General features: G+C 61.1%; 23 protein-coding genes. 8 read left to right on the forward strand and 15 right to left on the reverse strand.

The window, feature by feature from the left end:
* The first annotated feature begins 10 nt into the window (after window positions 1–10).
* Both AC1DIJ_RS16475 and AC1DIJ_RS16480 read left to right on the forward strand, forming a co-directional pair.
* Complete coding sequence (locus AC1DIJ_RS16475; protein WP_477831480.1) at window positions 11–847, forward strand: ABC transporter permease subunit; 837 nt, start codon at window positions 11–13, stop codon at window positions 845–847.
* 10 nt (window positions 848–857) lie between these two features.
* Complete coding sequence (locus AC1DIJ_RS16480) at window positions 858–1,679, forward strand: ATP-binding cassette domain-containing protein (protein WP_112387175.1); 822 nt, start codon at window positions 858–860, stop codon at window positions 1,677–1,679.
* 5 nt (window positions 1,680–1,684) lie between these two features.
* On the opposite strand, the gene AC1DIJ_RS16485 is transcribed toward AC1DIJ_RS16480, so the two are convergent.
* From AC1DIJ_RS16485 to AC1DIJ_RS16525, 9 genes are all read right to left on the reverse strand, one after another.
* Entirely contained in the window at window positions 1,685–2,161 is a 477-nt protein-coding gene (locus AC1DIJ_RS16485; protein WP_112387176.1) for an SRPBCC family protein, read from the reverse strand.
* A complete protein-coding gene (locus AC1DIJ_RS16490) occupies window positions 2,158–2,493 on the reverse strand; it encodes a metalloregulator ArsR/SmtB family transcription factor (protein ID WP_112387177.1) in 336 nt (111 codons plus the stop codon). The genes AC1DIJ_RS16485 and AC1DIJ_RS16490 overlap by 4 nt, the downstream gene beginning before the upstream one ends.
* Window positions 2,490–3,182: a glutathione S-transferase family protein gene (locus AC1DIJ_RS16495; RefSeq protein WP_112387178.1), complete on the reverse strand. Its 693-nt coding sequence runs from the start codon at window positions 3,180–3,182 to the stop codon at window positions 2,490–2,492. The genes AC1DIJ_RS16490 and AC1DIJ_RS16495 overlap by 4 nt, the downstream gene beginning before the upstream one ends.
* Before the next feature lie 92 nt (window positions 3,183–3,274).
* A complete protein-coding gene (locus AC1DIJ_RS16500; protein WP_112387179.1) occupies window positions 3,275–4,885 on the reverse strand; it encodes a hypothetical protein in 1,611 nt (536 codons plus the stop codon).
* 87 nt (window positions 4,886–4,972) lie between these two features.
* Complete coding sequence (locus tag AC1DIJ_RS16505; protein WP_112387180.1) at window positions 4,973–5,785, reverse strand: methyltransferase domain-containing protein; 813 nt, start codon at window positions 5,783–5,785, stop codon at window positions 4,973–4,975.
* Between the two features lie 94 nt (window positions 5,786–5,879).
* Entirely contained in the window at window positions 5,880–6,146 is a 267-nt protein-coding gene (locus tag AC1DIJ_RS16510; protein WP_112387181.1) for an usg protein, read from the reverse strand.
* 161 nt (window positions 6,147–6,307) lie between these two features.
* The gene (locus AC1DIJ_RS16515) at window positions 6,308–7,138 is read right to left on the reverse strand and encodes an ABC transporter permease (protein WP_112387182.1); all 831 of its coding nucleotides are present in this window, start codon (window positions 7,136–7,138) and stop codon (window positions 6,308–6,310) included.
* On the reverse strand, window positions 7,135–7,938 hold the full coding sequence (locus tag AC1DIJ_RS16520) for an ABC transporter permease (RefSeq protein WP_112387183.1): 804 nt from the start codon (window positions 7,936–7,938) through the stop codon (window positions 7,135–7,137). The genes AC1DIJ_RS16515 and AC1DIJ_RS16520 overlap by 4 nt, the downstream gene beginning before the upstream one ends.
* A 112-nt stretch (window positions 7,939–8,050) precedes the next feature.
* Window positions 8,051–8,821, reverse strand: a complete 771-nt coding sequence (locus tag AC1DIJ_RS16525) for an ABC transporter substrate-binding protein (RefSeq protein WP_112387471.1) — start codon at window positions 8,819–8,821, stop codon at window positions 8,051–8,053.
* Window positions 8,822–9,140: 319 nt separating this feature from the next.
* On the opposite strand from AC1DIJ_RS16525, the gene AC1DIJ_RS16530 reads away from it, so the two are divergent.
* On the forward strand, window positions 9,141–11,426 hold the full coding sequence (locus AC1DIJ_RS16530) for an OmpA family protein (RefSeq protein ID WP_112387184.1): 2,286 nt from the start codon (window positions 9,141–9,143) through the stop codon (window positions 11,424–11,426).
* 48 nt (window positions 11,427–11,474) lie between these two features.
* On the opposite strand, the gene mobB is transcribed toward AC1DIJ_RS16530, so the two are convergent.
* Genes mobB through AC1DIJ_RS16545 form a run of 3 tightly spaced genes read right to left on the reverse strand, consistent with a single transcriptional unit; the run spans window position 11,475 to window position 13,542 of the window.
* On the reverse strand, window positions 11,475–11,996 hold the full coding sequence (gene mobB, locus AC1DIJ_RS16535; RefSeq protein WP_112387185.1) for a molybdopterin-guanine dinucleotide biosynthesis protein B: 522 nt from the start codon (window positions 11,994–11,996) through the stop codon (window positions 11,475–11,477).
* Window positions 11,993–12,625, reverse strand: a complete 633-nt coding sequence (gene mobA / locus AC1DIJ_RS16540; RefSeq protein ID WP_112387186.1) for a molybdenum cofactor guanylyltransferase MobA — start codon at window positions 12,623–12,625, stop codon at window positions 11,993–11,995. Before mobA ends, mobB begins: the two co-directional genes overlap by 4 nt.
* Before the next feature lie 8 nt (window positions 12,626–12,633).
* A complete protein-coding gene (locus AC1DIJ_RS16545; RefSeq protein WP_112387187.1) occupies window positions 12,634–13,542 on the reverse strand; it encodes a DMT family transporter in 909 nt (302 codons plus the stop codon).
* A gap of 217 nt (window positions 13,543–13,759) precedes the next feature.
* Here AC1DIJ_RS16545 and AC1DIJ_RS16550 point away from each other — a divergent pair, with 217 nt between their 5' ends.
* Entirely contained in the window at window positions 13,760–13,951 is a 192-nt protein-coding gene (locus AC1DIJ_RS16550; protein ID WP_112387188.1) for a hypothetical protein, read from the forward strand.
* A 29-nt stretch (window positions 13,952–13,980) separates the two neighbouring features.
* Here AC1DIJ_RS16550 and moaA read toward each other — a convergent pair whose 3' ends face one another.
* Complete coding sequence (gene moaA, locus AC1DIJ_RS16555; protein WP_112387189.1) at window positions 13,981–15,027, reverse strand: GTP 3',8-cyclase MoaA; 1,047 nt, start codon at window positions 15,025–15,027, stop codon at window positions 13,981–13,983.
* 134 nt (window positions 15,028–15,161) lie between these two features.
* Between moaA and AC1DIJ_RS16560 the strand changes: the two genes are divergently transcribed.
* Entirely contained in the window at window positions 15,162–15,536 is a 375-nt protein-coding gene (locus AC1DIJ_RS16560) for a gamma-butyrobetaine hydroxylase family protein (RefSeq protein ID WP_112387190.1), read from the forward strand.
* Between the two features lie 25 nt (window positions 15,537–15,561).
* Window positions 15,562–16,752, forward strand: a complete 1,191-nt coding sequence (locus AC1DIJ_RS16565) for a low temperature requirement protein A (RefSeq protein WP_112387191.1) — start codon at window positions 15,562–15,564, stop codon at window positions 16,750–16,752.
* Window positions 16,753–16,755: 3 nt separating this feature from the next.
* Here the strand turns inward: AC1DIJ_RS16565 and AC1DIJ_RS16570 are convergent, their stop codons facing one another.
* Window positions 16,756–17,223, reverse strand: coding sequence for a MarR family transcriptional regulator (locus AC1DIJ_RS16570; protein WP_112387192.1), 468 nt, complete (start codon window positions 17,221–17,223; stop codon window positions 16,756–16,758).
* A 45-nt stretch (window positions 17,224–17,268) separates the two neighbouring features.
* On the opposite strand from AC1DIJ_RS16570, the gene AC1DIJ_RS16575 reads away from it, so the two are divergent.
* Window positions 17,269–18,222 carry an alpha/beta fold hydrolase gene (locus AC1DIJ_RS16575; protein WP_112387193.1) on the forward strand — a complete coding sequence of 318 codons (954 nt, stop codon included), beginning with the start codon at window positions 17,269–17,271 and terminating at the stop codon, window positions 18,220–18,222.
* Between the two features lie 50 nt (window positions 18,223–18,272).
* Window positions 18,273–18,884 carry a pyridoxamine 5'-phosphate oxidase family protein gene (locus AC1DIJ_RS16580; protein ID WP_112387194.1) on the forward strand — a complete coding sequence of 204 codons (612 nt, stop codon included), beginning with the start codon at window positions 18,273–18,275 and terminating at the stop codon, window positions 18,882–18,884.
* Window positions 18,885–18,905: 21 nt separating this feature from the next.
* On the opposite strand, the gene AC1DIJ_RS16585 is transcribed toward AC1DIJ_RS16580, so the two are convergent.
* Window positions 18,906–19,973, reverse strand: coding sequence for a GGDEF domain-containing protein (locus tag AC1DIJ_RS16585; protein ID WP_112387195.1), 1,068 nt, complete (start codon window positions 19,971–19,973; stop codon window positions 18,906–18,908).
* Between the last annotated feature and the right edge of the window lie 257 nt (window positions 19,974–20,230).

Genomic DNA, 20,230 nt, shown 5'->3' on the forward strand with positions numbered 1-20,230 from the left:
GGAGAAGAGCATGTCGGTATTCGAAACGCCGCTCGCACGCGTCGCCGCAAGGCAGACAAGCCGGAAGGGCCGGGCGCTGCCGCGGCTGCCTAATGGCTCCGCGCTGCTGCCGTATCTCTTGCCGGTGACAATCGTCATCTGCTGGCAGATCGCGTCGTCGGCAGGGCTAATCTCCTCGCGCATCATGCCGTCTCCCGCCGATGTCACCGTCGCCTTCTGGTCGACCACGACCTCGGGCCAGCTGCCGCATGACGTGCTGGTCAGCGCCGGGCGCGCCTTTGCCGGCCTGCTGGTTGGTGGCTCGATCGGCTTCCTGCTTGGCATCGCCAATGGCGTATCGAAACTCTCCGAGCAGCTGACCGACACGACGCTGCAGATGCTGCGTACCATCCCGCATCTGGCGATGATCCCGCTTGTCATCCTGTGGTTCGGCATCGGCGAAGAGTCGAAGCTGTTCCTGACGGCTCTCGGCGTGCTCTTCCCCGTCTATCTCAACACCTATCATGGCGTTCGCAATGTCGATCGCGACCTGATCGAGATGGGCAGGGTCTATGGGATGGGCAACTGGACGCTGTTCCGGAAGGTTATCTTTCCGGGCGCGCTGCCTTCGATCTTCGTCGGCCTGCGTTATGCGCTGGGCATCATGTGGCTGACGCTGATCGTTTCGGAATCGATCGCTGCCTCCTCAGGTATCGGCCATATGGCCAACAATGCCCGCGAATTCATGATGACGGATGTCGTGGTGCTGGCGCTTGTCATCTACGCTGTGCTCGGCAAGCTCGCCGATGTCGTGGCGCGGGCTCTGGAGCGGCGCACGCTCACCTGGAACCCGATCTATCAGAAGTAGGAGCGAGACGATGACCGCGATCAGCCATGAACGCTTCCGCGAGCCTGTCGAGGCCGAATACGAGGCAGACATCGACGCCGCCCGGATCGCGCCGGGGACTGCTGCCGCGATCACCCTGACGGGGCTCGAGAAGAGCTTTGACGGCAACCGCGTGCTGCGGGGCATCAACCTGCATATCCCGGCCGGTCAGTTCATCGCCGTCATTGGCAAGAGCGGTTGCGGCAAGAGCACGCTGCTGCGCGTGCTGCTGGGCCTCGACCAGCCGACGGCGGGCAGCATCCGCTTCGAAAGCGGCAATGGCGAGGAAAGCCAGCCGAACGCTCGCATCGTCTTCCAGGAGCCGCGGCTTCTGCCGTGGCTGAGCGTTGTCGAGAATGTTGTGGTCGGCCTTGGCGACGGCATCGACAAGCGGCGGGCACTTGCAGAATCCGCGGCCGTGCTGTCCGAAGTTCAGCTGGCGGAGAAGGCGAAGGAATGGCCTTCGCGGCTATCCGGCGGGCAGCGTCAGCGCGTGGCATTGGCGCGCGCGCTGGTGAGCAAGCCTGGTGTTCTGGCGCTGGACGAGCCGCTCGGCGCGCTCGATGCGCTGACCCGCATCAGCATGCAGGAACTGATCAACCGCGTCTGGCGCGAACTCGGCTTTACCACCGTGCTGGTGACGCATGACGTCAGTGAAGCCGTGCATCTGGCCGACCGGGTGATCGTTCTGGAAGAGGGACGGATCGCGCTTGACGTAGCGGTTCCCTATCCCCATCCGCGCCGTCATGGCAATCCGGAGCTCGCCGAACTCGAAGGCAAGCTGCTCGGCGCCATTCTGGGCACCGGCCGCTGAAGGCGTCAATGCGTGCCGCTTGCCTCGCGATCCAGGAAGGCCTCGAAATTGTCGAGGCCGATTTCCGTGCCCTGGCGGCGCAGGCCATCATCGGAATAGCCGTCGAGGAACACCACCTGCTCGGTAAACAGCATGCGGGTGCCCGCCGCTGACGGCTCGAAAGTGACGGTGGCAAGGGACGCGGAGATGCGGGTCTCGCCGAGCTTCATCTCGTAGGCATAGACGATGCGGGCATTCTCGACGACATCGAGATAGTGAGCGTCATAGGCATGCAGCAATCCTTCGCCATCGCTGGTGTGGTTGCGCTCGCTGCCGCCGGCGCGAAAATCCAGCCGGTATTCAATCGTCGCCCAGCCGTCATGGCAGGCAAACCAGGTCTGCTTCGAGGCCGGATTGGCCCAGGCACGAAAGGCGCGTTCTGGTCTGGCCTTCAGCTGGCGCTCGATGGTGAAGGTCGTGTGTGTCGCGGATGGCCGGGTCACGGTGTCGTTTCCTCTTCGGCAAGAAACTGGTTCAGGCGGTCGAAGGCAGCGTTCCACCCGGCCTTGCGCTCGCCGATCCAGCGCTCGAGTTCTGCCAGCTGCTCCTGCCGCAGATGGTAGGTGCGGACGCGGCCGGTCTTTTCAGATTGAACAAGGCCGCTGTCTTCCAGCACGTTCAGATGTTTCAGGACCGTTGGCAATGCCATCGTCAGGGGTTCGGCAAGTTCCGTGACCGATGCCGGGCCGCGGCCGAGGCGATCGATCATGCCGCGGCGGCTGCGATCCGAGAGCGCGTGGAACATCCGGTCGAGTGTGGCGGCTTCGATGATCATTCGGCAGGCATAGCCTTGCGGATCGTCTCGGGCAGCTGGTGCTTGTAGGGATAGAATTTGAAATAGGGCAGGGATTCCTTCAGAACCCGGGAAAAGGAGGGGCGCTCGACGAGCCGGCGATAATAGCCGGCGAGTTTCGGCCGTTCCGCTCCGAAGGGCACTAGTGTCTCGCTATAGAAGAGCGCCGGGGCGGCGGCACAATCGGCCATGGTAAAGGCATCGCCTGATATCCAGAGATTGCCCGCCAGCTGCCGCTCGATCATGTCATAGGCCATCTCAAGCGTGCCGCGGGCGTCGGCGACGCCCTGCGGATCCTTTACATCGGCGGCGCGCATCGTGTCTGCGACGATCTTCTGCATCGGCGTCTGGACATAGAGATCGAAGAAGCGATCCCACAGGCGGACCTGCAGGGCGCGGTCCGGATCAACCGGGATCAGATGCGCTTCGCCGGGATAGTGCCGGTCGAGATATTCGATGATGATGCTGGTTTCGGGAATGGTGCTGTCACGCGCCTCATCCCTGAGGATCGGCATCTTGCCGACCGGCCAGTAGCGGAAGAGATCCGCCCGCGAACTTTCGTCCGAGAAATCGACTAGCCGGTCTTCGAAGGGCGTACCGTTCTCGTAAAGCGCGATCAGTACCTTGTGGCAGAAGGAGGCGAGYGGATGTCCGTAAAGCACGAGCGACATGAGGCGGCCGTTCAGCTGGGATAAAACTTTGCTGATTGGCTAAGTATCAGGATGGGGTGGTTGTGGCAAGGGATAGTTTGCTGATTGGGTAACTATTGAGCGGGCTCCGGCGCGGGAGGGCGAAGAACGAATGAGGTATCCATGCGCTTGGAACGCTCTCCGAGGTCATCCGACATTTCCTGCCAAATACGCCGCAAGCGTCTGACATGGAGATCGTCGGCAATCCAGCCCATCAAGTGTTCGATGCAACGCTTTGTGGTCGCCGGATCGGCGGTGATAACTTCGCATGCCCAGATGCAGTAGGCATCTATGCCTACGGCTTCGATCACTGGAGGTAAGTCGGCTTTGGGTTGTCTGCTGACGAGTGGCTGAATGCCGCTCACCTCGCCGATTTTCCGCATTGCGTTTGTCGCAGCAAAGAGGACACCGGCATAAATCTTATCGAACTCGTCCGGTCCTTCGAACGGTCGCCATCGACGCTCGTCGATGCTCCAGAAATCCAGCGACCTCTCAAGGTCAAAAACGGTTCGGATGTTCATCTGTTTCAACAGCAGGAATTTGTCGAGGCCAAGGATGTTACAAAGCTGCGCTTGTCCGACCCAATCGATTGTCTGATAGATCCCGTAGGGTGACTCGACATGCAGCATGATCGGATTGTAGGTCGCGAGGTTCTGGACATCGTAGATGCCGCACTCTTCAAGCCTGAAACGCGTCGAGTAATCGATGCCATCAATTACATCCAGCGGCGTCAGGCGTGTTACCGCGTTGAAGCGGTCATCGTCCATTTTGACCCAAGCCACGAGTGACTGCATCTTCAACAGCAGAAACTTTGTTGCGCTCTGCGGCAGTAATCCAAGAAGCGGCGCCAGCGCCATCCAAATCCAAGGCACTTCGTCACACTGACGTGCCGCCGCGTCTCCGCCTGCGACGATCGCTTCAATCGCTTTTGAAGGGTCTTCGAACGCTTCGTAGAGGAAGATCACGATGATGACCGAGGCGAAGATTTCGACCGTCTGCCAAAGGAAGGTGTAGGCAGAAAGGTCGAAGACGGCGAGACTGCGGACGAACTGGCGAGATGCTGCAATGAAGGCCCCAGCAAAGGCGAGTGATCCAACTATTTGAAGCTGGCTGTTGACGCTGCCTTCCGGGCAGCAAGTGGTTGCACCTGCGGCGATGCTGCATACGCGGCCACCGGAAGCCGTCAGGATCTCGAAACCGTTGGTTACGACGCTGAACAGGTTCAGGAAGCCAAAATAGCAGAGGACAGCAAAGCCTGCCGAGGCGGCGAGCAGTCTATAGTCACCGAGGTTCCCGAAAATTCGAGAAGACCGGATGCGCCGCTCGATCTCTTCGACGAGTTCCATGGAGTTCGAGCGAGAGAGTTTGTAGTCGGGGTCACCGAGATCGGCCAGGTATTTCGCCGTGACCAGCTCAAGCGACGGATTGCTTGCTGGTTCAAGCCCTGCCGAGGATGTGGCCGATCGCTTGTCACGCGTCGTCGGATAGGAGAGCACGAAATCGGCTATGAGCCGCAGCCGGCGAACTCGTATTTCATTCCGGCAATAGATCAGAAGTACGGGAACGAAAAGCGCCAGAAGAAGCGCCGCCCAGCTCATCGTCGCAATCGATTGCCATACCGAATCTAAAACGCCGAGGACGCCGGCTTTTTCCCAAACCGCATACAAGTCTTCGAACATGGACATTCCCCCATCCCAGGAGGAGCTTCCGTCGTTTAAAGCCTGCCGTCCACCAACGTCATAAACGCCTAAGTTGCGACTGATCTTGGACGATCACCCAGCCAGCCGCGCAATCACCAGATGACCCGGGCTCGGCTCGCCTTCCTGCATGCGCACGTTGATCTCGGTCATCTCGACCAATTCGAAGCCGGTCGCCGTCAGGCGGTCGCGGATATAGGTGTCGGCGTGGAGGAAGCGCTGGTGCGGGCCGACGGCGTAGGGGCGGGTGTCGGCGGCGGGCAGGCTTTCCGAGGAGAAGATGAAGAGGCCACGCGGCGCGAGGTTTTCGGCAGCGCCGAAGAACAGCGGCTCGAGGGCGCCGAGATAGGGCAGAACGTCGGTGGCGGTGATCAGGTCGAAGGCGTCTTCGTCGTTGTCTTCGAGAAAATCCTCGGCCTCGGCGACGAACAGCGTCTCGTAGAGATCCTTTTCATGGGCGATCTCGACCATGTTTTCGGAGAGATCGATGCCGGTCATGTCTTCGCAGAGATCGCGCAGTGTGCCGCCGGTCAGTCCGGTGCCGCAGCCGAGGTCGAGCAGGCGCTTGAAGGGGCCGAGCTTGAGCTCCTGCAGGCGCTGGCGCACCATCATCGGCACATGGTAGCCGAGCTGCTCGACGAGCACGTCTTCGAAGACTTCGGCATGCTGGTCGAACAGGGTCTCGACATAGGCGTCCGGCGCCTTTGCCGGCGTTTCGCCGCGGCCCATGGAGGCGATACGGACAGCCGCACCGCCGTGGTCGTCGGGATCGATTGCAAGCACGTCTTCGTAAGCCTTGACGGCCGCATCGACGTCACCTGCCTTTTCGAGGGCGAGCGCGCGGTTATAGGCTTCTGCCAGTGCGTCTTCGTCGATCTTCTCTGCCATTGCCGGTCCACCTTTTCGCTTTATGGATGCCTCTAAGGCGGCGAGGCGGCTTTGGCAATGGCAAGCGTGACGGTGATGGAACGCGGCGGGCCGCTCAGTGAATGATGAATTCGCCGCGCAGCGCGCGCCATTCGGTCGCCGAGATCAGCTTGCGGTGGATGTAGCGGACGGAGTGCAGCGGGCCGTCGAGCTTTTCCTGCCAGAACTTCAGGAAGCCGCGCATCTCCGGAAAATCCGGGGCGAGGTCGTATTCCTGCCAGAGATAGGTCTGCAGGATCGCCGGATGATCCGGCATGCGATAGAGGATCTGGGCCGTCGTCAGGCCGTAACCCTGGAGCTGTTTTTCCATGTCCTTTGTCATGTCAGTCTCGCTTTCGTTCCCACTCCCGCCTATTAGCGGCAGTTAAAATGGAAACACGGCGTGGTTAACCGAAGATTGACACCAAGCGGGCAAAAGAACCATTCATTTTTGTTTGATTTCAATAGTTTGGCAGCATCGCATCGCGAGTGCTGCTAAAGCTGTCAGCGGATCAGATGTCGGGTCAGGCGGCGCTCGATCCAGTTCCAGAAATGGCGCAGCGCTTCCACCATCGTCAGATAGAAGATCGCAGCCCAGAGATAGGTCTGGTAATCGAAGGTGCGCGAGAAGGCGTAACGGGTCTCGCCCATCAGGTCCAGCACGGTGATGATAGCCACGACCGCTGAGCCCTTGATCAGTAGGATGATTTCGTTGCCGTAGGGGCGGAGTGCGACGATCAGCGCCTGTGGCAGGATGATCTTGCGGAAGGATACTGCCTTGGACACGCCGAGCGAATCCGCTGCCTCATGCTGGCCCTTCGGCACGCTTTCGAGGGCGCCGCGCAGGATCTCGGCCTGATAGGCGGCCGTGTTGATGGTCATCGAGAACAGGCCGCAATACCAGGCATCGCGGAAGAACCACCAGAGGCCGACGGACTCAAGCTGCGGACGGAAGCCGCCGAGGCCGTAATAGATGAGGAAGAGCTGCGCCAGCAGCGGCGTGCCCCGAAAGACGTAGACGTAGCAATAGGCAAAGGTGCTGAGGATCCGGTTCTTCGACATTCTGGCGAAGGCCAGCGGCAGCGACAGGACGGCGCCGCAGACGACGGAAATCGCCACCAGGATGATCGTCGTCATCAGGCCATGCAGGTAGCGCGGCCCGTAGCGCGTGAACTTGTCCGGATCCCAGCCGGCGATGACCATGTAAATCAAGGTCGCGGCGAGTGCCAGCCAGATGAGAACGAGAATCGTGCCGGTGATGCGCGCCGCCGAGAGCGGCTTGGCGATATGCTTCGGCGCAGGCTGCGGCGGAATGAGGGTTTCTGCGACGCTCACCGGCGAACCTCCGAGCGCTTGGCCCAGCGTTCGATATAGCTGAGGCCGTAGGAGGAGATGACTGCAAGGACCAGATAGATGATGCAGGCGAGAAGATAGAAGAAGAAGGCCTGCTTGGTGACGCGCACGGCAACGGCGGTCTGGCGCAGGATATCGGCGAGCCCGATGATCGAGACGTACGACGTATCCTTCAGCAGGATCATCCAGAGATTGGTCATGCCGGGAAGCGCAATGCGGATCAGCTGCGGCAGAACGATCAGCCGCAGGGTGCGGCCGCGGTGGAAGCCGAGCGCATCGCCTGCTTCGTACTGACCCTTCGGAATAGCGCGGAAGGCCGAGAGAAGTACTTCGGAGCAATAGGCCGAGAAGACGACGGAAAGGGCGATCATGCCGGCGACGAAGGCGTTGATCTCGATCCGCTCGTCATAGCCGAAGGAGGCGAGCACCGACTGGATCAGGATCTGCATGCCGTAATAGATGATGAACAGCGTCAGCAGCTCGGGCAGGCCGCGGAAGATCGTGGTGTAAATGCCGGCGGCGAGCCGTACGGACTTCTCTTCCGACTGCTGGCCGAGCGCCACCAGAAAGCCGATCACCAGACCGACGGGCAGCGTCAGCAGCGCGACAGCGACGGTGGTCTTCAAGCCGACGGCGATTTCATCGCCCCAGCCGGTATCGCCGCAGGCGAGGATCGTCGACTGGCCGAACCAGGTGAAAAGACCGGCAGGTCCGCATAGCGGATCGAAAACATACCCTATCCAGGCCCAGAGCGAGCCCAGCGCGGAAAACAATCCGCCCATCCACTTTTCCCCTCACGGCTTATGCCGTTTTGATCTTTAGTATGTTGTCAGACAAAAATGGCGGAAGAGCAAGCCTTCCGCCATCATCTTTACAGGTCAGTTACAGTTTTTCTCAATCGCCGTAAACGTTGAAATCGAAGTACTTGTCCTGAATTTCCTTGTACTTGCCGTTGGCGCGGATCGCGGCGATCGCCGTGTTCAGCTTGTCCTTCAGCGGGTCACCCTGGCGGACGGCGATACCGGCGCCGATGCCGTTGATTTCCTTGTCGACGGGAAGCGTGGTCAGGATTTTGCAGCAAGCGCCGGCGTCAGACTTGACCCACTGCGAGAGAACGACGACGTCGTCGATAACGGCGTCGATACGGCCGTTCGAAACGTCGAGCTTGTACTCGTCGGCAGTCGGGTAGAGTTTCAGCTCGGTGTCGGCCAGATGCTTTTCAGCATAGTTGGCGTGGGTGGTCGAGGTCTGTGCGCCGATCGTCTTGCCCTTCAGGCCGGCGACATCGGTGATCGTCGAATCCTTCGGCACGGCGATTGCCGGCGGGGTGTTGTAGTACTTGTTGGTGAAGTCGACGAGCTTCGAGCGCTCCGGCGTGATCGACATGGACGAAACGATCATGTCGAACTTCTTGGCCTGGAGAGCCGGGATGATGCCGTCCCAGTCGTTGCTGACGAAGGAGCATTCAGCCTTCATTTCAGCGCAGAGAGCCTTGGCGATGTCGATGTCGAAGCCCTTGATCTCGCCGCTGGCGTCGACGAATTCGAAAGGCGGGTAGGTGGAATCGGTACCGATCACGAGCTTCTCGCCATCGGCCATTGCCGAGCCGGCGAAGAGGGACAACGCTGCAAGCGACGCTGCGGCGAGGAGATTGGAGATACGCATAGAGATCCTCTCTGTTGGCGACCGCTGCGTCTTCTTTTTATCCGCCAGCGGCCAGAATGCGGCGGGCATGAGCGCCGCCTTGACGCGATAATCAAACCTTTTTGCCGCAAATTGCAACTGGAATCCGCGCGCCTTTGTTGCGTCGCAAACTATGGCGAAGATGAACGGAGGCGGACCGAGGTGTTCATAGCGGGTTAATGGAGGTGTTCCTAAAAAACGCATGGAACAAATCCGGGCCTCGGAAATTTCGGTCCCGACTCAACATGCGGAGTGCGCGCAACAAGCACTCTGAAAAGCCAATAAGGAACGAGGAAACCCTATGGGAATGAAATCGAGATTGTTCGCCAGCGCTGCCTTTCCGCTGCTTTCGCTGACACTGGCCGTCACGCCGGTGCATGCGTCAGCGCTCGGCGGCACCGGCGCGGCGCAGTCGCCCCAGGCGATCAGCGGCTCGTATGAGCTTGCCCAGGATGCGCCTTCGGAAGAGGAATTGCTGAAGAAGCGCCACAAGCAGCCGGAGGCCGAACAGCAGCAGCAGCAGGAGGCCGCTCCGCAGGCCGAGCAGCAGCAGGAGGCGCCGAGCCGCAAGCAGCGCGAGGCCGCGCCGCAGGCCGAGGAAGCAGCCCCGCAGGCAGAACAGGCTCAGCCATCGGAAGAGCAGCAGCCGCGCCGCAAGAAGCGGGAAGCAGCCCCCGAGCCGGAACAGGCTGCCCCTCAGGCCGAGCAGGCACAGCCAGCTGAAAACCAGGAACAGCCACGCCGCAAGAAGCGCGACGCGGCTCCCGAAGCTCAGCAGCAGGAGCAGGCAGCTCCGCAGGCCGAACCGACCGAACAGCCAGCCGAGAAGCCGCGCCGCAAGCGCGACCAGCAGCCTGCACAGCAGGAGGCCGCTCCGGCACAGAATGAAGCCCAGCCTCAGGTAGAGCAGGCGAAGCCGGAAGTAGAAAAGGCAAAGCCAAAGGCCGACGAGGCCAAGCCGCAGACAGAAGAGGCCAAGCCGCAGGCCGGTGAAGCGAAGCCTGCAGTAACCGAAGAGGCACAGCCCGAGCAGCAGCGTCCGCGCAAGGGCGACAAGAAGCAGCAGGCGACCGAAGGCGAGCAGCAGCAAGAGCCTGCCGCAAAGCCTGGCAAGAAGAATGCCCAGCAGGCCGAGCAGCCTGCCGAAGGCAAGACGCCTGTGCCGACGGAATCGCCAGCCCCCGATCAGGCACCCGTACCGGCCGAATCGCCGGTACCGGCAAAGCCGCCGGTTCCGGCAGAACCCGGCCAGGCGCAGAAGCCTGCAGCCGAAGGCCAGCCGCAGCAGGGTGAGCAGCAGCCGGCTCCCGGCCAGCAACCTGGTGCCAATGCCGCCGAACAGCCCGCCGTGAACGGTCAGCAGCCGGTGGCCGAGCAGGCAATCCCGGCACCTGAAAAGGTGACGCCGCAGGAGCTTGAGCGCCGCAAGCAGATCGCTGCCGATCCAAGCAAGAGCACTGAGACGGTGGTTCTGCCGGTCGAGAATGGTGCGGCCGTTCTCGATAGCGACAAGGATGCCGATCGTTCGGGTGGCCGTGATGGCCGCCGCCAGCGCGACAAGCAGCGTGCGGACGAGCAGCAGCCGGTCTTCGTGCCGAAGTCGGATGCCGATGCACAGCGCGCAGCTGGCGGCGAAGCCCGTCCGCCGGTCAAGATCGAAGCCGTTACCGCCGAGGAAGGCCGCCGGCTCGACCGCCGTCCACAGTTCCAGCGTCCTGACGGCGCGCAGGTCGAAGGACGTGTCGGCGACGACAACCGCGTTCTGCTGCAGATCAACAACAATATCGTGGTGCGCAGCGACGACGACCGCCGCTTCATCCGCGATGGCGAACGGCCGATGTATGAGCAGCTGCCGCGTGACCGCTATCGCGAAACGATCGACCGCCCGGACGGCTATCGCATCGTGACGATCCGCAACCGCTATGGCGACATCATCCAGCGTTCGCGTGTCGATAGCCGCGGCCGTGAGTATGTCCTCTATTACTCGCCGGAGCTCTACGACAATCCGGATCAGGACTATTTCGAAGATCCGGGTGCCGATCTGCCGCCGATGCGTCTGCGGATCCCGGTCCGCGACTACATCATCGACACCAGCAGCGATCCGGATCGTGACTATTACGACTTCCTGCGCGAGCCACCGGTCGAGCCGGTCGAGCGAGTCTATTCGCTGAACGAAGTGAAGTATTCGGCTCGTATCCGCGACAAGGTGCGCCGTATCGACCTCGATACCATCACCTTCGCCACCGGCAGTGCCGAAATCCCGATGAGCCAGGCGCGCAGCCTGCGCAAGGTCGCGGATGCGCTGAACGAGGTGCTGCAGAAGGATCCGAGCGAGACCTTCCTGATCGAAGGTCACACGGATGCCGTCGGCTCCGATCAGAGCAATCTGGTTCTCTCGGACCAGCGTGCGGAATCGGTCGCCAACGTGCTGTCGGATGTCTATGGCATCCCGCCTGAAAACATGGCGACGCAGGGCTATGGTGAGCGTTACCTGAAGGTCAACACGGCCGGTCCGAACCAGGAAAACCGCCGCGTCACCATCCGCCGCGTCACGCCGCTGGTGCGTCCGGTCGCCTCCAACAACTGAGGCGGGCCGATATCGAAATAAGAGCCGCCGGGCGACCGGCGGCTTTTTCTATGGCTGAAAGGCGGGAAGGCCGAGGGTTGCGGCGATGAAATCGGCGATCGCCAGCGTGTCGTCGAGGTCGAAGCGCGGCAGGGCCGTATCCGTGACCGGATGGTCGGCGGCGATGGCGCAGATATAGGGATCGGTGGGCGCCAGCGGCTCGCGCTTGGCGGCCTGCAGGCGGCGGGCCTCGATCTTCGGGATCTTTTCGTGCTTGTAGCCTTCGATCAGCACCAGGTCGCAAGGGGCGAGGCGAGCCAGTATCTCTTCGAAGGCGGGCTCAGGTTCGCCGCGCAGCTCGTGCATGATAGCATAGCGCGTGCCGGAGACGATCGTCACCTCATGGGCGCCGGCCTGCCGGTGGCGGTAGCTGTCGGCGCCAACCTTGTCGATGTCGAAGTCATGATGGGCGTGCTTGATCGTCGAGATGCGATAGCCGCGGCGGGTAAACTCCTCGACGAGGCGCACGGCAAGCCCGGTTTTGCCGGAGTTCTTCCAGCCGGCGATGCCGAAGACCCGCGGGCCGCTCATGATGGCAGCGCCTGCAGCCAGCGCTCGGCCTCGATGAGATCGTCAGGGGTGTTGATGTTGAAAAAGGGATCGAGCATAGCGGCACGAGTCGGGCGGAGCGGAAATTGAACTTCCGCGACGTCATGACGTAACAGGAAGTCGCGGACGCGGCGCTTTTCGTCGGTGGCGATCCAGGATTCCAGGTCTGCCGCGAGCGCGACCGGCCACAGGCCGAAGACAGGGTGGCTGCGGCCTTCCGATGCGGCGATCGCGATCCTTTCCGGGTGACCGAGCGCACCGATGAAATCTGCCACCAGTTCGGCCGGGAAGAACGGGCTGTCGATCGAGATGGTAACGACGTGGCTGACGCCTTTGAGCTTCGCCGCATAGGCCATGGCTGCGTGGATGCCTGCCATCGGTCCGGCCTTGCCGGGGATGATATCCGGAATGAAGGCAAGGCCGCATTGCGCTTCGCTGCCGGCGTTGACGGCAACCGACGAGACTTGAGGCGAGAGCCGCGATATCGCGTGGTCCAGTAGCGTGCGGCCGCCGAGATGGGCCGAGGCCTTGTCGGAGCCCATGCGCGAGGAGCGTCCACCGGCTAGGATGACGCCCGGGATATTGGTCTTCTGCGGCGGGAAATCGGCCATGGTGGATCTCAGACTGGGCTTCTCGGTTCGGATTCCTGCGCCAGCGGTGCAACGCGGCGTTTGGCCTCACGATAGAACGTATAGAGGCCGGAGGCGATGACGATCGCTGCACCCGTCAGTGTCCAGGCATCCGGCAGTTCGGAGAAGAACAGGAAGCCGAGAAGGCCGGAAAAGATCAGGCTCGTGTAGCGGAAGGGCGCCACGAGGGAGACTTCGCCGGTCCGCATGGCCGTGATCACCGACTGGTATCCGATCAGCACAAGAACGGAGGCCAGCAGCAGATGGGACAGCGCTGTCCACGTCGTCGGGTGCCAGCCGCCAAGCGGCGGCATCAAGAGGGCGCCGAAGAAGGCGACCGAAATCGCGGTGACGACAGTCACCATCAGCGACGGAATTTCCGGATCGATCGAGCGTGTCGCGAGATCGCGTCCGGCTGTTGTCAAAACGCTCGCAACGCAGAGCAGGGCTGCCGGCGTAAAACCTTCCGGGCCGGGGCGGATGATGATCATCACCCCGATCAGGCCGACGAGGATCGCCGACCAGCGGCGCCAGCCGACCGGCTCGTTGAAGAACAGCGCGGCGCCGAAAGTGACCACCAGCGGCAGCGATTGCAGGATCGCTGAGGCATTGGCGATCGGCATCATTCCGAGCGCCGTGATGTAGGTGACGGCGGCCAGCATCTCGCAGATGACGCGCAGGATGATGATCGGCTTCAGAATGATAGTCCAGGAGCGCAGGGCGCCCATCTTGCGGGCTATCAGATAAACAAGGACACTCGTGAATAGGCCGCGGATGAACATGATCTGCCCGGCATTCATGTCACCGATCACCGATTTCGAGAGGGCGTCGCTGGCCGAAAAACCGGCCATGGCCATGCTCATGAAAATGGCGCCCTGGGTATTGCGAGACCGCGGCATGCTAAGAGATTCCCGATAATGCTGAGGCCCTTTTAGAGGGGAAGAAGCGGGAATGAAATCGATTGCAAGTCACAGTCTGCATAAATCGATGGCGCAGTGCACAATCGGCGAGCGGCCGCCGCCAAGACAGGGCTATTGAACAAAAGCAGAGCGGTAACGTTTCCCTTATGAGTGAAAGCGGCATGTCCGCGGCTTTCGAAAATCCAGGGAGATCATAATGCCGACCGAAATTCCAAACCCGGCCGAAACGCCCCGCGGGCCGACGCCCACACCCGGGATACCGGATCGTGTTCAGGAGAAGCCACCGCTGACGCCGGCTCAGGATCCGGCCGACAACAAGAACCCCAACGACCCGACGCCGCCGAATCCGGCATTGCTGCCGATCGGCGATCCCGCGGGGGCGGCGTAGCGCAGGCGGCTAGCGCAAATTCCAGGAAGTCACCCGCCGGTGACGCTCATGTGGCGTGCGACGGCGGGTTTTTTATGCGTGCGGTCGATGATGAAATCGTGGCCCTTGGGCTTGCGGGTGATGGCTTCGTCGATCGCTGCATAGAGCAGACCGTCATCTTCGGTGGCGCGTAACGCAGAGCGCAGGTCGGCGGCATCGTTTTGCCCGAGGCACATGTAGAGCGTGCCGGTGCAGGTCAGCCGCACGCGATTGCAGCTCTCGCAGAAATTATGGGTCATCGGCGTGATGAATCCGAGGCGGCCGCCGGTTTCGCCGACGGTCACATAGCGCGCCGGGCCGCCCGTCTGGTAGCCGATATCGGTCAGCGTAAACTGCTTTTCCAGCGAAGCGCGCAGCTCCGAAAGCGGCAAATACTGGTCGGTGCGATCCGCATCGATTTCGCCCATCGGCATCGTCTCGATCACCGTCAGGTCCATGCCGCGGCCATGGGCGAAGCGCAGCATGCCGGGGATCTCATGCTCGTTGAAATCCTTCAGCGCGACGGCGTTGAGCTTGATCTTCAGACCGGCCTTCTGCGCCGCATCGATGCCCTGCATGACCTTTTCCAGGTCGCCCCATCGGGTGATCTTGTGGAATTTGTCCGGGTTGAGCGTATCGAGCGAGACATTGATGCGCCGTACGCCGCAATCGTAGAGCTCCTCGGCATGACGGGCGAGCTGGGAGCCGTTGGTGGTCAGCGTCAGCTCCTCAAGGCCGGTGCCGACCTGCTTTCCGAGCTCGCGGATCAAAAACATGATGTTCTTGCGCACCAGCGGCTCGCCGCCCGTCAGTCGGATCTTGCGGACGCCCTTGGCGATGAAGGCGGAACAGAGCCGGTTCAGTTCTTCGAGCGAAAGCAGATCCTTCTTTGGAAGGAAGGTCATGTTTTCAGCCATGCAATAGGTGCAGCGGAAATCACAGCGGTCGGTGACGGACACGCGCAGATAGCTGACGGCCCGTCCGAACGGGTCGATCATCGGGCTTGCATCCGCCACGAGCGGTGCAGCGCTTCCTATCGTGCCGACATTGCTGTTCACCAATACCTCCGCAATCATGTTAATGTGGTCATATGTGACTGTGCCGTCAAGGTAAACGGTACAGGCACACGGTAGATTGAGCTTGCCAGAAAACGCCTCAATGCCTACTCAACGAATGCGAACGGAGTGCAGCAATGAGCGACATCTGGCCCACCGAACTCAGGGTTTCGAAAGACCGGCAGCGTCTTGCCGTGACGTTCAACGACGGTCAGAGCTTCGATCTCTCGGCCGAAATGCTGCGTGTACTGTCGCCTTCGGCGGAAGTGCAGGGGCATGGTCCCGGGCAGAAGTTGACCGTTCCCGGCAAGCGCAACGTGGCCATCATCGCCATGACGCCGACCGGAAACTATGCGGTGCGCATCGGCTTCGACGACATGCACGACACCGGCATCTTCACCTGGACCTATCTGCGGGAGCTCGGCGAACGGGGTGTCGAGCTGTTTGCGAATTACGAAAAGGAACTGGCCGACAAAGGCATGAGCCGGGACGTGGCGGAACAGCCGCGCTGATTGACAACAGCCATAGGGGGCATGGATGGCGGGAACTGCGATGAGAAACTGGCTCCGGGCGAAGGGCAGCCCGGGCGGCAGCAAGGTCACCTTTCTGGAATTGTTCTTCGACCTTGTCTTCGTCTTCTCGATTTCGCAGCTCTCACACGCGCTTGCCGCTCACTACACACCGCTCGGTGCCGCCGAAGCGGCGCTGATGACATTTGCGGTCTGGTGGGTCTGGATCTTCACGGCTTGGGTGACCAACTGGCTGGACCCCGATAAAATGCCGGTGCGGGCGATGCTGATCGTCCTGATGCTGCTCGGCCTCGTTCTCTCCTCGTCGATCCCCGAAGCCTTCGGCGACAAGGGGCTGTTGTTTGCCGGCGCCTATGTGCTGATGCAGGTGGGGCGCTCGCTTTTCACCGTCTATGCGGTGCGGCATTCCAGCCATTCCAACTATCTGAATTTCACGCGTATCAGCATCTGGCTGGCGGTATCGGGTGTGTTCTGGATCGCCGGTGGACTGCTCGAGCATGAGGCAAGACTGATCGCCTGGGTGATTGCGCTCGCCATCGAATATGCCGGTCCTGCGTCTGGTTTCTTCGTGCCGGGTCTTGGCAAATCGACCACCGCCGACTGGGATGTTTCCGGTGCGCATATGGCTGAGCGCTGCGCTCTGTTCATCATCATCTGCCTCGGCGAGGCCGTTCTCGTCTCGGGCCGCACATTCTCCGAAATGCCGTTCTCGCCGATGACCGGCCTCGTTCTGGTCACCAGCTTTGCATCGACCGTTGCCATGTGGTGGCTCTATTTCCGTTTCGGCCATGAGCGGGCCGCGCATCGGATCGAACATGAGGAGACGCCAGGAAGTCTGGCGCGCCAGGCGTTCACCTATGCGCATATCCCGATTCTGGCAGGCATCATCGTCGATGCGGTGGCAGTGGAATTCATTTTCTCGCATCCGCATGAGGTTGGCGATATCGGCATTGCCGCTGCCGTGCTTGGCGGCGCCGGGTTGTTCCTGGCGGGAAATCTCTGGTTCAAGGGTGCCGTCAGCGGACGGGCGCCACTCTCGCATCTGGCAGGCATTATCCTTCTGATCCTGCTGGCGTTTCTTTCGCCAGCCGTCGAGATTTACGTGATGGGGATACTGGCTGCACTGGTGCTCGTCATCGTCGCGGTCTGGGAGTACCGGTCGCTGGGTTCGGCGGCGCCCGCGCCGACGCTGCACTAGCGCTCAGTCGTCGTCCTTCAGGTCCTGCTGCAGCAATGCGATGATGCGCTCCATTGAGCCGGCCATGGCCATGCATTGCTCCAGCGGCTCATCCGAAAGCATGCGGTCGATCAGGTCGGTCTGGATCACCATGGCCTTTTCCGTCAGCGCGCGGCCGTCTTCCGTCAAATAGAGCCGCAGCACCCGCTTGTCGCGCTCGTCGCCGCGCCGCTCGATCAGGCCGCGCTTTTCCATCTGCGGCAGCAGCATGCTCATGTTGGAGCGGCCGACCAGCAGCTTGCGGGCCAGATCCTGCTGCGTCAGGCCTTCGAAGCGGTAGAGATTGATCAGGATATCGAGATGCGGTGTCTTGATATCGAGCCCGGCCAGCGAGCGGCCGAGCGATTGCTGCATCAGCTGGCAGGCGCGGGCAACGGCGATCCAGCTGCGAAAACGCGGATGATCCCAGGGAAGGGATTGATTTTTGTTCATCGTTGTACTTTATTGTTCAGTGTTGAACATTATTGGATTCCCACTATGGCAAACTTCGCGCTTGCGGTCACCCGCTTCGGATTTCGCGCGCTGCAGGCTCTTTCGCCCGATCTGGCCGGCGAGGCGGCCTTCCGCCTGTTCTGCCGTACGCCCTCGCTTCGCCCGAAGGGAGCAATGGCCAAGGCCACACATGCCGCTGGATCCTTGTGGCTGAAAGATGCCGAGCGCATCGCGATCCGGCTTGCAAACGGCCGGCGTGCGGGAGCCTACAGGATCAATGGCGGGGCGAGAGGGCAGCGTGAGCGCTATCTCGTAACCCACGGCTGGGGATCGGGCATGGCCTATATGGCCGATCTGATCGCAATGCTGGCCAAGGACGGTGCCGAGGTCATCGCGCTCGATTTCCCGGGACATGGGATCTCCGGCGGACGCTCGCTGCATATGGGGATGGCGGTGGAGGCGATCGCGGCAGCCCAGGATCGCTTCGGCCGATTCGACGCCGCGATTGGCCATTCCTTCGGTGGCGCCGCTTTGATGGTATCGGCGACCCGCATCTTGCCGCAGATCCAAAAACTGGAAGCGGAAAAGATCGTCACCATCGGCTCGCCAAGCGAGATGGCCTGGCTGTTTCATGATTTCGGCCGGATGATCGGCCTTGGCAAGCAGGCGCAGGCGGCCTTGGAGCGCAAGGTTCAGCGCGTAACCGGCCGCAAGCTCGCCGATTTCGATGTCGGCACTTCGGCTGGCCGTCTCGCAGTGCCGGTTCTTGCCGTCCATGCCGAAGACGACAAGGAAGTAAACGCCTATCATGCGCGGCGCTATGCGGCGTCAGGAGAGAATGTCAGGCTGTTCTGGGCCAACAGCTTCGGCCACCGCCGGATCATCGGCGCCGAACCTGTGCTGCAGGAGATCAAGTCGTTTCTTGATGCCGCGCCCGGCAAGAGCGATGCCGAGATCGCTTCTCTTTTCGAGCTTCCGGTGCGGCGCGCGTCATTGTAGCGTCATCTTAGGCGGCTAATGAAAGCCGTGAATCAGGATGGCAGGCGATCATGAAAATCATCAGGACTGTGGAAGAGCTCGGCGAGATCTATGCTGGCGGGTTGACGCAGGCTTCGGTTGCCAAGGTCACCAAGGTGCTGACGCCGCTCTACCGGCAGATGATCGAGGCCTCGCCGTTTGTGGCACTCGCAACGGTCGGACCCGAGGGGCTTGATTGCTCACCGCGCGGCGACATTGGCGGCGTCGTCAGGATCGTCGACGAGAAGACCCTCCATCTTCCGGACTGGCGCGGCAACAATCGCGTCGATTCGCTTTCAAATATCGTTCGCGATCCGCGATTGGCGCTGATGTTTCTGGTGCCCGGATCGAATACGACAATGCGGGTCAATGGCCGCGGCGTGGTCTCTGATGACGAGAGCCTGCTCGAAAGCTTCGAGATGGACGGCAAGCATCCGCGGACTGTCGTGGTGATCACTGTCGATGAAGTCTATTTCCAGTGCGCCAGGGCGCTGATGCGCTCGCAGATCTGGAACCCGGAAACCTTCGCCGATCCGGCAAAGCTGCCGACACCGGGCATGATGCTGAAGGCGGCAGCAGGCGATTTCGACTACGAAACCTATGATCGCGAATGGGCGGGACGCGCTGCGAAGACGATGTGGTAGCGCGTCACCGGATGGTGATGGTCAGGCCTTGTAGATCAGCCAGCTCTTGGTGAAGTCCTTCTGCATGCCATCCTCATAGAGGACGCTGCAGTTGCGGCCGGCGTGCTTGGCGCCGTAGAGGGCGATATCGGTCTTGTAATAGAGCTCTCCCGCGTCGTCGGCATGGGATGCCATGCAGACACCCATGGAAACCGTGACCGGGCCATAGTTGATCCGTGTGCGGGAGTTCTTGAACGGTGTCGCTTCAAGGGTGCGGCGGATCCGCTCGGCCATGCCCATGACTTCTTCCTGCGTGTTGCCGTCGATGATCAGGGCAAATTCTTCGCCGCCCGTGCGCGCCACGAAGATATCGCGGCGGACATTGGCTCGGATGACCGAGGCAACTGTGGCAAGGATCTTGTCGCCGACCGGGTGGCCGTAGGTGTCGTTGATCTTCTTGAAGTTGTCGATATCGGCCAGCACCAGAGCGGTCACAGGCTTCAGGGCGACGTTGTCGAAGACAGCGGCGAGCCGGTCGTCGAAGGCGCGGCGGTTGGACAGGCGGGTCAGCGAGTCGGTGTTGGCGATGCGCTTGTACTCGTCGAGTTCCTTGCGGACCTCATCCATTTCCTGCGAGCGCTGAGCGACATTCTCGACGGTACGTTCGCCGTGGGCCATGGTGTCGCCGGTTGCCTGGGTCAGCAGGGTGATGGCGTTTTCGAGGAGATCGACACTGGTGGTGTTCTTGGTGTTGATACGGCGGTAGGTTTCGCCGAGCAGCTTGTTGTAGCTCTCGAGAGAGGTCTGCTCCTGGCGCAGCACCCTGAGCAGTCCCTCAAGTTCGGCGGCGATGCGGGAATGGACATCGTCGAAGACGCGGGCGGGAGAGTGGGTGAAGTATTGCGAGCCGAGCTCGTCGAGTTCTTCCTGCGTCGCCTGTCCGCCGAGTGCCGCGAGATCGCGCGTCAGGGCCGGATTGGAACCGATATAGGCTTCGTAGAAGAGTTCGTAATTGCGCGGGATCGGCGCGACGCCCATAGAACGCATGGCAAAAGTGATCTGGCCTGCGACATCCGGGATCTGCGCTTTCTGCGCTGCAGCCGTATTCATCCGGCATACTCCTCAAGGAATTAGAAAAGCAATCTTCTATTGGTTAGCTTAAATTCGTTGGGAAACAATTAAGACGATATATACCAACGATTACATGTGATTATTCTGGTTGTATATTCCAGAAATACTATAGCATTGAAAAAACTCAGGAATCTGAGGGATGCTCACACCTGAGGCTGTCTTCCGGCTGTGGCCGGTTGAAAGTTTCCCGGAAAATCTCTGAAAAAATTTGCATAAGCGTGTTCTTATTTCATTGA

This window comes from Rhizobium sp. 10N427 (assembly GCF_056394605.1).

What these genes read in the sequence shown, in the direction of transcription:
- AC1DIJ_RS16475 (WP_477831480.1), top strand. Translation starts at nt 11, where the DNA reads ATGTCGGTATTCGAAACGCCGCTCGCACGCGTCGCCGCAAGGCAGACA.
- AC1DIJ_RS16480 (WP_112387175.1), top strand. Translation starts at nt 858, where the DNA reads ATGACCGCGATCAGCCATGAACGCTTCCGCGAGCCTGTCGAGGCCGAA.
- AC1DIJ_RS16490 (WP_112387177.1), bottom strand. Translation starts at nt 2,493, where the DNA reads ATGATCATCGAAGCCGCCACACTCGACCGGATGTTCCACGCGCTCTCG.
- AC1DIJ_RS16500 (WP_112387179.1), bottom strand. Translation starts at nt 4,885, where the DNA reads ATGTCCATGTTCGAAGACTTGTATGCGGTTTGGGAAAAAGCCGGCGTC.
- AC1DIJ_RS16505 (WP_112387180.1), bottom strand. Translation starts at nt 5,785, where the DNA reads ATGGCAGAGAAGATCGACGAAGACGCACTGGCAGAAGCCTATAACCGC.
- AC1DIJ_RS16510 (WP_112387181.1), bottom strand. Translation starts at nt 6,146, where the DNA reads ATGACAAAGGACATGGAAAAACAGCTCCAGGGTTACGGCCTGACGACG.
- AC1DIJ_RS16520 (WP_112387183.1), bottom strand. Translation starts at nt 7,938, where the DNA reads ATGGGCGGATTGTTTTCCGCGCTGGGCTCGCTCTGGGCCTGGATAGGG.
- AC1DIJ_RS16525 (WP_112387471.1), bottom strand. Translation starts at nt 8,821, where the DNA reads ATGCGTATCTCCAATCTCCTCGCCGCAGCGTCGCTTGCAGCGTTGTCC.
- AC1DIJ_RS16530 (WP_112387184.1), top strand. Translation starts at nt 9,141, where the DNA reads ATGGGAATGAAATCGAGATTGTTCGCCAGCGCTGCCTTTCCGCTGCTT.
- mobB (WP_112387185.1), bottom strand. Translation starts at nt 11,996, where the DNA reads ATGAGCGGCCCGCGGGTCTTCGGCATCGCCGGCTGGAAGAACTCCGGC.
- mobA (WP_112387186.1), bottom strand. Translation starts at nt 12,625, where the DNA reads ATGGCCGATTTCCCGCCGCAGAAGACCAATATCCCGGGCGTCATCCTA.
- AC1DIJ_RS16545 (WP_112387187.1), bottom strand. Translation starts at nt 13,542, where the DNA reads ATGCCGCGGTCTCGCAATACCCAGGGCGCCATTTTCATGAGCATGGCC.
- AC1DIJ_RS16550 (WP_112387188.1), top strand. Translation starts at nt 13,760, where the DNA reads ATGCCGACCGAAATTCCAAACCCGGCCGAAACGCCCCGCGGGCCGACG.
- AC1DIJ_RS16560 (WP_112387190.1), top strand. Translation starts at nt 15,162, where the DNA reads ATGAGCGACATCTGGCCCACCGAACTCAGGGTTTCGAAAGACCGGCAG.
- AC1DIJ_RS16565 (WP_112387191.1), top strand. Translation starts at nt 15,562, where the DNA reads ATGGCGGGAACTGCGATGAGAAACTGGCTCCGGGCGAAGGGCAGCCCG.
- AC1DIJ_RS16570 (WP_112387192.1), bottom strand. Translation starts at nt 17,223, where the DNA reads ATGAACAAAAATCAATCCCTTCCCTGGGATCATCCGCGTTTTCGCAGC.
- AC1DIJ_RS16575 (WP_112387193.1), top strand. Translation starts at nt 17,269, where the DNA reads ATGGCAAACTTCGCGCTTGCGGTCACCCGCTTCGGATTTCGCGCGCTG.
- AC1DIJ_RS16580 (WP_112387194.1), top strand. Translation starts at nt 18,273, where the DNA reads ATGAAAATCATCAGGACTGTGGAAGAGCTCGGCGAGATCTATGCTGGC.
- AC1DIJ_RS16585 (WP_112387195.1), bottom strand. Translation starts at nt 19,973, where the DNA reads ATGAATACGGCTGCAGCGCAGAAAGCGCAGATCCCGGATGTCGCAGGC.